The following is an 11,727-nucleotide window of genomic DNA, read 5'->3' as shown; positions in this document are numbered from 1 at the left end:
AATTTTATCTTTATACATATTGGCTTAATATTTCTATGGCTGTTAAAGAATCTTTGTGTGATTTTGAGATATTATTAAACATAAATTCATTATATCCGTAGAGTTCTTTAAATTCCAGCAGTTTTTCCTGAAAAAAACTTCCATCTCCTACAAGGCTTATATTGCTTATATCGTTGTTGGTACTCCTTTTAGCAACATTAATCGCCTTTTGTTTTGTTTTATGACAGCAGCCTGAAAAAGTAAGTACCATTGATGCTTCTTTTCCATGTTTTGCTTTATATTCTGTTCTAAAATTTTGTAATTCTTCTTTAAGATAATCTTTGTTTGATTCTCCATGAAAGATGGATCTTGCAAAATTAAGATCATGCTCTAAAGCGATTTTTAAGCCAGAGTGTGAAGATCCCATATACCATACATCCGGAATATTTCCTTTATAAGGAGGGATAATTAAGTCTTTTTTTAGAAATTCACTTTCCTCTCTCAGAAAGCTTAATGTAGATTCCAGTTTTGGAAGAAATGAAGAAAAGTAGTTTTCTTTATCTACATCCACATTAAAATACTGAAGATCATATTCACCAACGAGGCCTTTAACGAACCCTAAGTCTAATCTTCGGGGATATAAACTGGATAACAACTTATAATTGTGAGCCACTCTGAATGGGCTTTGTAAGGGTAAAATAACTCCGGCAATTCCTATTTTTATTTTTTCTGTTAATCCTAATAAGATGGGAATCAGCATTTCAGGAGTAGACCAGGCCATGTCATGTGCTTTTGAAAAATAGTTTTCAGTAACCCAGAATCTGGAGAAACCAATTTGATCCGCTCTTGTAGCATAGTCAATGATATCGTATAATGATTTCTTAGAATTGTTGAGCGAGTTTTCTCTTATGCCAAATTCTAAAAGGCCTATTTTTAATTTATTTGCCATAATAGAGCTATTAAAAGCAGCTACTCCTTACGGAGTAGCTACAATTTTTGTAAAATGTTTCTGATTTACTAAGCAGGACAAACGCAAAGGTTTGTAGACCTACTGCTTCCAGCTGTACATGTCCAGTGTGAACAATCAACAACAGATGTTACTAGCTCTTTTCCAGCTTTTACAGATTTCATTTCGTCAGAGTTTAATTGAGTTAACTTTTCTTTTTTAAGAGTTAACTTTTTTGTAAGCTTTTTGCTCATGGTTTAAAAATTTTAATTTGTACCTACTCGTTAGCTTTTCGGTTTCCGCTTTATTATCAATTAAATTATATTTTTAAAAAGTTGATGATCGACTTATTGAGTATGTCTGGTTTTTCAAACGGAACATAATGAGAAGCATCGGGAACAATCAATAGTTTTGAGTTTGGGATACTGCTATTGATCAATTTTGTATGCTCTTCCTTGATCACATCATTACTTCCTGCGATAACTAAAACAGGGTTTTTTATTGTTTTTAGCTGCTCTGTTTCTATATGAGGATGCAGAATCATCAGTTTTATCAATCTCTGGTTAGGGGCATCCTTTATTTCAAGCTGCTTTTTAAAAGTATTCAGGGTTTTAGGCTCTATTCCTTCAGGGTTTGTATTTGCTCCAATAACGATTAGCTTATTAACTAAATCAGGATGATTAATAGTAAATAGCAAACCTGTAATTCCGCCGTCACTCCATCCTACAATACTGAATTTACTGATATTAAGTTCTTTTGTTACGGCTAATAAATCCTCAGAAAATTCTTCATAGGTATAATCATCTGTGGTAAGATCTGTACTTCTTCCTTGTCCTCTTGTATCCAATACAATCACTTTGAATTGCTTTGCCAAATCAGGAATCTGGTTATAGAAATCTGATATGCTGCCATTGTTCCCATGAAGCAGGACAAGTGGCTCTCCGCTTCCGTATTCTTCATAATATATTTTAGCATTCTTGAGATCAATATATTTTCCAGATTTATTTTTTCCATAAACCGTTTTCTTAGCCTTCTCTTTATTTAAATAATAATCCATCAGCATCTTATCCTCAGGGCTGTTATCTGTTGGAAGTACATTATTAGAAACGATTTCCTTTTTATCCTTCATATAATTAATGTCAATATTGGAGATAAAGCTTCCTCCACTGGCTTCCCATTTCCCCTGGCTTTGATAACGGAACAGTAAGTCCTTGGACAATGTTTTTTTTGCAGAGATTCCGAAAATGAAATCTACATTATCCTGAGGTACACTTTCAACAAGTTGTAAGGTAACCGCCAGTTGGTCCAGATCATTATAAATAAGTTTATATTTTTCCAGATCAATGGTTTGCCAGCCTGTACTATTGGTTTTAAATATTATATTTTCCTGAAGGAGAGATTTATCCGGTACATTATTCTTTACAGAATGTATATTGAGCTTTAAAGTAATTTCCTTGAATTTGGAGCTCGGAATAATGTAAAAATTATAGCTGTTAAGTTTAGTCCACTTATAAATATTGAATATTTGTCCCTGCTCAATGGTGGGAACATTTTGATCAAACATTTTAGAAAAAGTGAGCATTGGCCTGCTTTTAGCCCCCAAAATGTCTTTCTTTGTTTTTTTTCCGGTAATATTAATTTCCTGAATAACATACACTCTCCTATATAAAACGATGTTAGGATTTATTGCGATATCAGTGATTGATATTTTTTTATTTTCATACCCATTAGCCTCAAAAACAAGAGAATCATTTTTGGAAATTTCAAAAGAATAATTTCCATTTCTGTCGGTAGTCGTCCCCCTATTTTCTTTTGTAGAACTTATTGAACAATAAGATACCACCTCATTATTTTCATTTTTCACACTTCCCATAAGTATCCTTTGAGGATACATATACACTATAAAAAATAAAAAAAGATAGGTAAGGAATAATTTCATAATTTTTATTAAAATGATAATATCTTTTAACAAAAGATGATATAAAAAAAACAAAAACTTTAATGAAGCTTATAACAGGTTAGAATTTTATTACTAAACTTTAGTTTGCTATTTTTTGAAAATCCTTTAGAATTTGAATTTAATATTTTCATGGTTTTTTATATTAATAATTCCAAATTTAAGGAAATAATTTAAATCCCAACTATTAAAATTATTTTTATTTCATAAAATTTTAAAAGTATTACAATCATTAAATCAACAATAATGACAAATTAAAGAATAGTTTATAAAAAATTCAATTATTATATTTTTATAAAATCAAAGAAATAAATTTCAATCTGATCTTACGCTAACCAATATTCCCAAATATTTGATATACTTACAATATGGATATCCAAGATTAAAATTCACAGATCTGAATGAATTTTATTAAGACCGCTGATATTATCTGAATGAGTATGCCTTATTTCTACTCTGCGCTTGCGGCACCAAACTGTAATGAGATAAAACTAGGAAATCCTTACAAAAAGTTTTCTCCGTAATTTATATTATTACAAGAGATATTTATTCTATAATACTATTTAAAGTGTTTAAGAATCAGCATGAAAGTTGAAGATTTACACTGAAGAAAATAAGAAATTTTCAAACTTTTAATTAAAACAAATTGTCGCCCAGAGACGACAATTTTTCTTCTAATTAAAAGGTTTTTGACCTTTAGTAACAAGACTTATTGCAGTAACGAATGCAAAAACCACCTGAATCAGGATCATTTACACATTCAGCATTTGTAGAATAGCATTTCACAGATGCCGCCTGCCCTTGTGCACACTCTATAGTGATTCCACCCTGTACACTTCTAAGATTTTCTCTTGACAGCTTTTTTAAATTTTTCATAATATATAATGTTTGGTTTTCCTACTCTATTGAAGCTTTTCGGATACCGCTTTAATTTTATCCTAAATTAGTGATTTTTAAAACACGGAGATTATATTCACTGAAAAATTTAAAATTATTTGATTTTTCAGAAAAGTATTATCCGAAATGCCATTATCTAATTTTCAGATCTGTGTTAATTCCATAATTAACATTCCTTCATATTATTGCGGGCAGATAACCGCCGGGCAATAAATTTTAGGACATCTTGGTCTGCCATCTGTCGGACAACAAGCTGTTGAGCAACCAACGATTGGTCCTGCTCCCAAGATATTTTTCATCTGGTTTCTTGCTAATTTTTTTAAATTTTTCATATTCTAAATTTTAAGATTCTATTGGACATGGTGCAAAACAATAAATATTTGGGCATCTTTTTATACCCGGTGGCGGGCAACATGCTTCAGAACAGGTAGGAGCTCCACCGTTAAGACTTTTCATCTGGCTTCTTGAAATTTTCTTTAAATTTTTCATAATAATTTGATTTAGTTTGATTTGATAATTAAATTATGGCTGATTTCCACCACCGCATCCATCATAAGGCATGCATTTCCATTTTCCTTCGATCAGGCAAAGTTGTCCGCCTTTGCAGTTAAGACCGCCCTGAATTGTTTTCATTTCCTGTCGGTTGATTTTTTTTAAATTTTTCATAAAAATTGATTTGGTAATTTCCTACTCTTTCTAAGCTTTTCGGATCCCGCTTTAATCATTTTAAAATTAATCAATTTTTACAAACGAAAATCATTTATGATGGAAAATCTTCATCTTCAATCAGTTCACTGACGAAATAATGAATATCTTCACGGTCATATTTGTCAGGAAACTGGTAACCATTAATGATAAAAACAGGGGTAAAATTCAATCCTGCAGCACTGTTTTCTGCAGTCATCTGAATAATATCTTTCAGATCTTCCCCTTGCCCGGCACCATACTTTTTGTTAATTTCATTTTCATCTCTATTCTTAAACCAAGTATCAACTGAACTTAAAAATTCACGTTGCGGTTTGTTTCTGTAAGTACTCAAAAAATCTGAAATCAGCTGAGTGTACTTTTCATTCATATTTCCTTCTGCATAGTTAAATCTTATCTGTACGGAGATTTCATCAGGGTGCTGTAACAATAAATTTTCAATGATCTTGTGAGCATCCTTACAAAATCCACAGTACGGATTGGAAACAACAGAAATATGAAGTTTAGCGTCTTTGCTGCCCAAGAAGAAGGTCTGATTATCTGTAAATTCAATTTTTTCTTTATCTAAAAGTTCTCTTTTAAATAAATCGTAATTTCTTTTAAATCTCAGGTTTTTAGAATTTGATTTTTTCAACTCTTCTTTCTGATTCATCAGATTATTTAAAAAAGCAACGGTAAAAAATAAAGAGATAAAAAATACAGCCGTGATAAAGACAACAGATAAACTTACTGACCAGCCGAAATAGAGAAAAGCAAGAACCAACTGCGCCAGCAAAATAAAGATAATCACAAGGCAAACCCTGCAAAGAGCTTTTTCAACAAAAGCCTGGATATAAACAGAATATAGGATGACAAGAATCGAAACTGCTGTTGCAATTTTCAACAGAAACTGAGTCTGCGGAAAGATCAATCCTGTCAATGTAATTCCCAGAAAGTAGATCAAACTGAAATCCGATAGTTTTAGTCCTATAATGTTGGTTTTGTCAGAAGAAAAAATCTTAGAACATGAACTTTGAGAAGAAGTGTTTGATCCACCGCCGCAAATATTGCTGACCATCACCGATTCCTGTCCGAACTTCTGATTGAAAAGCTCTAAAGAAATATAAACTCCAAGTAAAGATAAAATATTAAATACACTTTCATACCACGCAAACTGCAGAACTGAAAACAGAATAATAATTCCGAATACGATATAGATTATCGGCTTAAAATCGAAAAAAGATGTTGTTTTTACATGATCCGTCTTTTCAAAAAGAAGTACAAAATCACCTGAATTTTTGTAAAGTTCATCCCTATTCAGATTTTTTATTTTATCAGAATAGACCGTATATTCATTTCCTTTCTTTTTAACCAGAGAAAAGGAATTATCGACTAAAGCTATAAATTCTTCAGGGAGTTCATCCCAATATTCTTTTTCCAATTCATAGGCATCATTTTTTAAACCCAGAAAGTTGAGTGTATCGCTGAAAGCCAGGGCTGAAGGATAATTGGGATGAGAGTTGAACTGGAAATAAAATTCCTGCCTGTCGAGCTTAAAATAGTCTATTAGTTTGTCGAAGTTCATGGATTTGGTATATTATTAAGGGGATGAAGATAATAAATAATCTAATAATATTTCAAATTTATTGTATAGTTACATCCCATAATATTTTATAGCTTTTTCTTTGAGAGGATTTGTACTCCACTCTTCCCATTCTCCAGTGTATGGACTATAACCACATTTTAAAGATTTCGAAATATCTAGACCGTCTATATTTTTGTGTGTTTTTTCGGTATATGCTCTGCAATCTGTACATATATAATAAAACAGAATCTTACAAAGTTCTACACTACATTTTGTAAATTCCAACTCTTCTTTATAAGTATCCATTATCATAAAAAATTCTTATACTCTAATTTTTTTATCTCAATTGTTGAATGATCTTTTGATTAGAAATAATAAATATCAATTTTTATTTAAATAATCACTATATTTTAGCATAATGGATGAGACTAAGCCAATTTCATAGACTTTCTTTTACTTTTTATAATCACAGAATCTTCTTTTGAAACACATTCAGAATAGATATTATAACACCCTTTACCCGCCGCGGATATAAATAATATTTATCTATCATGAGACGAAATATGCAGGAAGAACATCACAATCATTAAGGTATTCATTTAGCTTAAATATATTTTATTACAATCCAGACACAAATCAAATTGGATAGCATAGTAATAATTATTAACTGTTTCTGCTCCTTCTATCTTTTGTTCAAAAGGAATTATCTTAATCTTCCCCATGATTCAAACTCAGTTTTAAAACATGTGGTACATTGAATGACAAATAAAACATAAACGTATATAAATTTTAATTATCTTTACTAAATCATCAAACTTTAAACAAAAACAACATGAAAAATTTAAAAAAACTAAGTAAAGGTCAAATGAAATCAATTTCAGGAGCAGGTGGAGTGAAGGGATTACCTGAACCTGACTTCTGTATGTATTACTGTAACGGCGTTTTAGTATGTGCAACCTGCAGTAATGATTTTAAATGTCCGGACGATTCGATCTAAAAAAATGATCAGAAATGATTGGAACCGCTCTCTACGGGAGTGGTTTTTTATTTTAAAACAGCCTCAGCTGCTGTTCTTTTGTCCCGGTAAAACCATCAGTGGAAAGTTTAGGAAAATCTTTCCCTTCAAAATACTTCTTCCGGCCAATTTTAAATGTATTATGGATCATTTCTGCAATATTCCCCTGCCCTTTCTGTCTCTCAAAATATCTTTTTTCTCCGAGTTTACCTCCACGCATCGATCTGATTAAATTCAAAACCCTCTGTGCCCTGTCCGGAAAATTAGATTCAATCCATTTCACAAAAACAGGTTCTACGCTATCATTCAGCCTCACTAAAGAGTAACCAAAACTTTGCGCTCCTGCATCAGAGATTGCTTTCAGGATACTTAAAGGTTCTTCACTGTTTAATCCCGGGATCACAGGCGCAACCATTACATTCACAGGAATTTTATTTTCGGACAGAATCTCTACAGCCTTGAGTTTGTTTTTTGAAGAACTTGTCCTGGGCTCCATCTTCCTTCTGAGATCTTCATTAATCGTAGGAATACTTAGTGAAACAGAAACAAGATTTTGTTCAGCAAGAGATTTCAGAAGATCCAGATCTCTTAAAACAAGAGCATTTTTTGTCAGTATAGAAACGGGATGCCTGTAGGCAAGACAGACTTGCAGTATTTTTCTGGTAATTTCAAATTGTCTTTCAGCAGGCTGGTAACAGTCTGTATTACCGGACAGCAATATTGATTCAGGCCGGTATCCTTTTTTTCTGAAAAATGTTTCCAATAATTCCGGAGCATTTTTCTTGACCATGATTTTTCTTTCAAAGTCAATTCCTGCACTATATCCCCAATACTCATGCGTTGGTCTCGCAAAACAGTAAGAGCAGCCATGTTCACAGCCCTGATACGGATTCATTGAATACTGCATGGGTAAATCTTCGCTTTTCACGTGATTAACAATGCTTTTAGGAAACACTTCAGTAAAAGACGTTTTTACAGTTTCCAGATCTTCATCTTCAGGTTCAAAGGTATACCGGTCGAAACGGTTAATTACATTTCGCTGAGCACCCTGTCCTTTTATGATATTCTCATTCTGCATTGATGATGTAAAATTATAAACCATAAATGGAAAAATAATGAGTTTTAACAGTAAAGTTTTCCACAAAAAAACCGGTACCAAAAAATGGATACCGGATTTTTAACAAATTTATCTATCTTCTATTACTTACTGCTGAATTTACTTGAACGCATAAAACTCGATCCCATGATCATCATCTTCAGAATTTCTATCAAAATGTCTGTGATGGTCAGAGTAATATTCGTTATACTTTTTATGTTTTTTATTTAATATTTTTTTTACGCTTAAAAAGCTAAGCACCGCCAGGAGACCAATACCTCCCGCAAGTAATACTCCTACTTCTTTTTTCATATTTAGTACAATTTTGTATTTTGATCTATCAAATAGTGTACCTTTTTTTTCTGTTATAATTATAATTTTTGTTAACACAGGATCCTGTTTCAGAGAAACAATATTTCACCCCCGCAGCCTGTTGTGGTTTGAAAATTGTACTGATCTGTTTAACTGACACTCAATAAAAAATAATATTATGGAAAATCCGGAAACCCCAGACAGAATGACCACATTAAGCCAGGTAATGGAAAGATTACGGGAGAGAGGCATTCACAGAGAATTCAGAATGAATGAATCCTGTGAGATGAGATATGAAGATTCAGAAAAGAATTATCATCCTGACGAACTGACTATTTTAAAAACCTACCGCTTTGAAGGAGACAGCAATCCTGATGACAGTGCCGTACTGTACGTTCTTGAAGACAATTCAGGCAACAAGGGTATCATTATCGATTCTTACGGTGCGGAAAGCAATTATTCAGGACAGGACTTTGATACTTTTCTGCGGGACATTCCTGTAAATGAAAGTGATGAATACAATTTCTAATTTGCTGTAAAAATATATTCCCGAAGCCTATTTGGTTCCGGGATTTTCTTTTTTATTAAATATTTTTCTGAAAACTCCCCGCTTCTCCACAGGTTTTTCAGGTTCAGCTTTTTTATCCGATGTAACAGCACCTGAGACGTCTTTTTCAATATCTCTCACAGAAGTTTTAACTTCTTTCACGGTTTTCTTTACATCCTGTACTGTATTTTTCGTTTTTTCAACGGTTTTTTTTGTTTTATCCACATCGATTCCAATCAGGGTCTTTTTAAGGCCATCTTCGATTCCTTTCCAGAACAGATTGAAAAAAGATTTTGTCGGATCTCTTTTCACATCTTCCACTATAACCGATTCGGGAAATTTACCGGAATCTGATTTGACAAAAATATTCACCACCGCACTTAAAACCCCTTTTTTCTTTTTGCTGTCTTTGTCTAAAATTGAAACCTTCAGATCTTTATGTTTGATATTAAAAGTTCCTCCAATACCTTCAGGGTTTCCTTTAAAATTAAACAACATCTCCTGTATAGTTCCGGTAGCAGTAACGCTCATGTAAGGAACGACAAATGCATTCAGCGCTGCAGCGGAAATATCACTCAGTTTTCCTGCAATGGTAAACCGGTCACTGTGATCTGCAGTATTAAATCCCCAACGTACAGAAAGTGGTGTTGACTTCATAAAAGTACAATCTATCCTGATATCAACCTGAGTAGGTTTCCCTTTCATCTTGGCAGAATTAAGGTTTTTTACAGTCATATTAAATCCGGTAAATGTCAGTTTTCCCGGACCGCTGCTCTTTGGCGTATCTTCTTCATATTCTAAAACCGAATTCTTCAGTTGAAACCGATCTATAAACATCGGGATCTTAATATCTCTCAAAAGTTTTGAGTAGAGCAGTTTTTCTTTGGGATCATCAGCCGGAAGTTTGCTTCTGAAGATATTTGCATCTGCAGACAAAACAGTAACATCTGTAGCATGAATGAATTTATTTTCAGAAAAAAAGTCCCATTCACCGACGGCATTTACCTGATCAGCCTTCAGATCATAAAGATCTTTTTCAACAGGAATCATTCTGATGAACTGAGCTCTTGATACCATTGGTTTCATGGCAAACCGATCAAGTTTCATCCTGTTTTTATCGAACTTCAAAGCAGCAACAGTCATATGGTAAAATTTCGTTTTGTAGGCGAAGTTTTTAGAAGTCAGTACATAATCTTTAACTGTAACAGCCAATCCTCCTTTTTTGGATTTCTCCCCCAATTCAATATCTCTTACGGATAGGTTCAGGTCTTTTAAAGAAATTGGCTGATTAGCCTTATCGTATGTGATATCTGAATTTTTCAGATTGACATTTCTGATAATAACCGGAAATTGAATTCCAGTGAAATTCGGTTTTTTATCCTGCTTTTCCGTGCCTGCCCTGATGATTCCATTCAAGCGGTCTACCAGAATGTCCCTGACATCAAGATTGAGTTTTTTATTGACAATTTCCCATTTATTAATAGTAAATGCGATCTGATTTATTTTCAGATCCATGGCCGCTTTATCAGACACCGAATTATTTGGAATTACAGAAACATTTCTGATATCTCCTTTTTTCGGGCTGAGAGCAATACTCTGAATACTTATATTCTGATGATTGAAAAACTGAATATCTTTTCCTGAAAAAGTAAAATCCTTATACCTTAAAGGAATCATTTCTTCTGAAGTTTCTTTGCTGAATTCAATATTCCTGATTTCCAGATTCGCTTCTCTGACAAAAAGAAGCTGAGTTCCGTCAGGCTTATTCATCTGAATATGCGCATTCTTGAATTTAAAATCACCGATCTCCAATTCAAAATCATTTACTTTTTTCACTTTGTCCGGAAGTGCATTGGTGGTATTGACCAAAACATCAGGATTCTGAAAAGCAGCATGGGAAAGTGAAACTTTATTATCTTTTAAAACAATATCTTTAAAATCAATTTTTCTGATTTTCGCTGATATCAGTTGCTTCTGCTTTGGAAATCTTTTCGTGAAATCAGCAAAATCAATGATCGGAGCAAGCTGAAAATTATCCAAGGAGACCTGTCCGTCCTTTGTTGTTATTTTATTGATTTTCACCGAATAAATTTCATCTGGCTGGAAAAAAAAACCGGTTCCTGTAATGCTGTACCGGTCAAAAATAAAAGGCAGCTTATCCTTTACAGACTCTTCGGTCATCTGCAGGTTTTCGATCATTAAATCCAAATCATTCACCGCCAGAAATTTATGCCCTGTATATTTGAATACCTGAATCTTTCCGTTGCCGATCCGTATGTTTTCAAAATCAAGGGGCGTTGTATTTTTTTTTCTTTTCTTATCAGCAGGTTTAGGTAAAATGATATTCAGGACCGGCTTTCCGAGGTAAATATCTGATGAACTGATTTTTTTATTGACAACCGCATTATAAATTCCGAACCTGCTTATTTTAAGGGTGTCAACTGTTCCCTGAAAACCAATAACACTTACATTTTGAGGATTTTTATTATTCACCGTAATTCCGGTAGCGAAAATATTTCCTGTCCCCAGATCGACTCCTAAAGAGGTATAGGAAATTTTATAATCGGTATTTTTTTTAATATAATCAGGAAGCTGGGTTTTCAGCCAGATATTGATTGCCAGATTCACAATCATAATAAGTCCGAAAAAAATTCCAAGACCTATTAAAAGCTTTTTAACCCAAGACTTTTTCATGATTTTCTATATATT

At 33.1% G+C, this 11,727-nt stretch carries 13 protein-coding genes; 2 read left to right on the top strand and 11 right to left on the bottom strand.

Annotation, left to right across the window (positions count from 1 at the left end):
* Positions 1-10: 10 nt before the first annotated feature.
* The 8 genes from AC2A07_RS13565 to AC2A07_RS13530 form a co-directional block, all read right to left on the bottom strand.
* Complete coding sequence (locus tag AC2A07_RS13565) at positions 11-928, bottom strand: LLM class flavin-dependent oxidoreductase (protein WP_484050859.1); 918 nt, start codon at positions 926-928, stop codon at positions 11-13.
* A gap of 68 nt (positions 929-996) precedes the next feature.
* Complete coding sequence (locus AC2A07_RS13560) at positions 997-1,179, bottom strand: class I lanthipeptide (RefSeq protein WP_484050858.1); 183 nt, start codon at positions 1,177-1,179, stop codon at positions 997-999.
* Between the two features lie 65 nt (positions 1,180-1,244).
* Positions 1,245-2,864: an alpha/beta fold hydrolase gene (locus tag AC2A07_RS13555; RefSeq protein ID WP_484050857.1), complete on the bottom strand. Its 1,620-nt coding sequence runs from the start codon at positions 2,862-2,864 to the stop codon at positions 1,245-1,247.
* 714 nt (positions 2,865-3,578) lie between these two features.
* Positions 3,579-3,758 carry a bacteriocin-like protein gene (locus AC2A07_RS13550; protein ID WP_484050856.1) on the bottom strand — a complete coding sequence of 60 codons (180 nt, stop codon included), beginning with the start codon at positions 3,756-3,758 and terminating at the stop codon, positions 3,579-3,581.
* Positions 3,759-3,961: 203 nt separating this feature from the next.
* Entirely contained in the window at positions 3,962-4,111 is a 150-nt protein-coding gene (locus AC2A07_RS13545; protein WP_484050855.1) for a bacteriocin-like protein, read from the bottom strand.
* Between the two features lie 10 nt (positions 4,112-4,121).
* Positions 4,122-4,268, bottom strand: coding sequence for a bacteriocin-like protein (locus AC2A07_RS13540; RefSeq protein ID WP_484050854.1), 147 nt, complete (start codon positions 4,266-4,268; stop codon positions 4,122-4,124).
* Between the two features lie 33 nt (positions 4,269-4,301).
* Entirely contained in the window at positions 4,302-4,445 is a 144-nt protein-coding gene (locus AC2A07_RS13535) for a bacteriocin-like protein (protein WP_484050853.1), read from the bottom strand.
* A 94-nt stretch (positions 4,446-4,539) separates the two neighbouring features.
* Entirely contained in the window at positions 4,540-6,048 is a 1,509-nt protein-coding gene (locus AC2A07_RS13530; protein ID WP_484050852.1) for a vitamin K epoxide reductase family protein, read from the bottom strand.
* 832 nt (positions 6,049-6,880) lie between these two features.
* On the opposite strand from AC2A07_RS13530, the gene AC2A07_RS13525 reads away from it, so the two are divergent.
* Positions 6,881-7,045, top strand: coding sequence for a bacteriocin-like protein (locus AC2A07_RS13525; RefSeq protein ID WP_314494770.1), 165 nt, complete (start codon positions 6,881-6,883; stop codon positions 7,043-7,045).
* Between the two features lie 52 nt (positions 7,046-7,097).
* Here the strand turns inward: AC2A07_RS13525 and AC2A07_RS13520 are convergent, their stop codons facing one another.
* Both AC2A07_RS13520 and AC2A07_RS13515 read right to left on the bottom strand, forming a co-directional pair.
* Entirely contained in the window at positions 7,098-8,141 is a 1,044-nt protein-coding gene (locus AC2A07_RS13520; protein ID WP_484050885.1) for a PA0069 family radical SAM protein, read from the bottom strand.
* A gap of 138 nt (positions 8,142-8,279) precedes the next feature.
* Positions 8,280-8,471 (bottom strand): hypothetical protein, encoded by a 192-nt coding sequence (locus tag AC2A07_RS13515; RefSeq protein WP_314494766.1) that lies wholly within the window; start codon positions 8,469-8,471, stop codon positions 8,280-8,282.
* Between the two features lie 178 nt (positions 8,472-8,649).
* Here AC2A07_RS13515 and AC2A07_RS13510 point away from each other — a divergent pair, with 178 nt between their 5' ends.
* The gene (locus AC2A07_RS13510) at positions 8,650-9,000 is read left to right on the top strand and encodes a hypothetical protein (protein WP_484050851.1); all 351 of its coding nucleotides are present in this window, start codon (positions 8,650-8,652) and stop codon (positions 8,998-9,000) included.
* Positions 9,001-9,027: 27 nt separating this feature from the next.
* Here AC2A07_RS13510 and AC2A07_RS13505 read toward each other — a convergent pair whose 3' ends face one another.
* The gene (locus AC2A07_RS13505; protein WP_484050850.1) at positions 9,028-11,712 is read right to left on the bottom strand and encodes a hypothetical protein; all 2,685 of its coding nucleotides are present in this window, start codon (positions 11,710-11,712) and stop codon (positions 9,028-9,030) included.
* Positions 11,713-11,727 lie beyond the last annotated feature (15 nt).

It is taken from the genome of Chryseobacterium sp. HNCC26DJ238, from assembly GCF_057180465.1.
Note: the sequence above shows the minus strand (reverse complement) of the source record. Positions and strands in the feature narration are given on the sequence as shown.

What these genes read in the sequence shown, in the direction of transcription:
- AC2A07_RS13555 (WP_484050857.1), bottom strand. Translation starts at nt 2,864, where the DNA reads ATGAAATTATTCCTTACCTATCTTTTTTTATTTTTTATAGTGTATATG.
- AC2A07_RS13560 (WP_484050858.1), bottom strand. Translation starts at nt 1,179, where the DNA reads ATGAGCAAAAAGCTTACAAAAAAGTTAACTCTTAAAAAAGAAAAGTTA.
- AC2A07_RS13545 (WP_484050855.1), bottom strand. Translation starts at nt 4,111, where the DNA reads ATGAAAAATTTAAAAAAATTAGCAAGAAACCAGATGAAAAATATCTTG.
- AC2A07_RS13525 (WP_314494770.1), top strand. Translation starts at nt 6,881, where the DNA reads ATGAAAAATTTAAAAAAACTAAGTAAAGGTCAAATGAAATCAATTTCA.
- AC2A07_RS13520 (WP_484050885.1), bottom strand. Translation starts at nt 8,141, where the DNA reads ATGCAGAATGAGAATATCATAAAAGGACAGGGTGCTCAGCGAAATGTA.
- AC2A07_RS13510 (WP_484050851.1), top strand. Translation starts at nt 8,650, where the DNA reads ATGGAAAATCCGGAAACCCCAGACAGAATGACCACATTAAGCCAGGTA.
- AC2A07_RS13530 (WP_484050852.1), bottom strand. Translation starts at nt 6,048, where the DNA reads ATGAACTTCGACAAACTAATAGACTATTTTAAGCTCGACAGGCAGGAA.
- AC2A07_RS13550 (WP_484050856.1), bottom strand. Translation starts at nt 3,758, where the DNA reads ATGAAAAATTTAAAAAAGCTGTCAAGAGAAAATCTTAGAAGTGTACAG.
- AC2A07_RS13515 (WP_314494766.1), bottom strand. Translation starts at nt 8,471, where the DNA reads ATGAAAAAAGAAGTAGGAGTATTACTTGCGGGAGGTATTGGTCTCCTG.
- AC2A07_RS13540 (WP_484050854.1), bottom strand. Translation starts at nt 4,268, where the DNA reads ATGAAAAATTTAAAGAAAATTTCAAGAAGCCAGATGAAAAGTCTTAAC.
- AC2A07_RS13565 (WP_484050859.1), bottom strand. Translation starts at nt 928, where the DNA reads ATGGCAAATAAATTAAAAATAGGCCTTTTAGAATTTGGCATAAGAGAA.
- AC2A07_RS13505 (WP_484050850.1), bottom strand. Translation starts at nt 11,712, where the DNA reads ATGAAAAAGTCTTGGGTTAAAAAGCTTTTAATAGGTCTTGGAATTTTT.
- AC2A07_RS13535 (WP_484050853.1), bottom strand. Translation starts at nt 4,445, where the DNA reads ATGAAAAATTTAAAAAAAATCAACCGACAGGAAATGAAAACAATTCAG.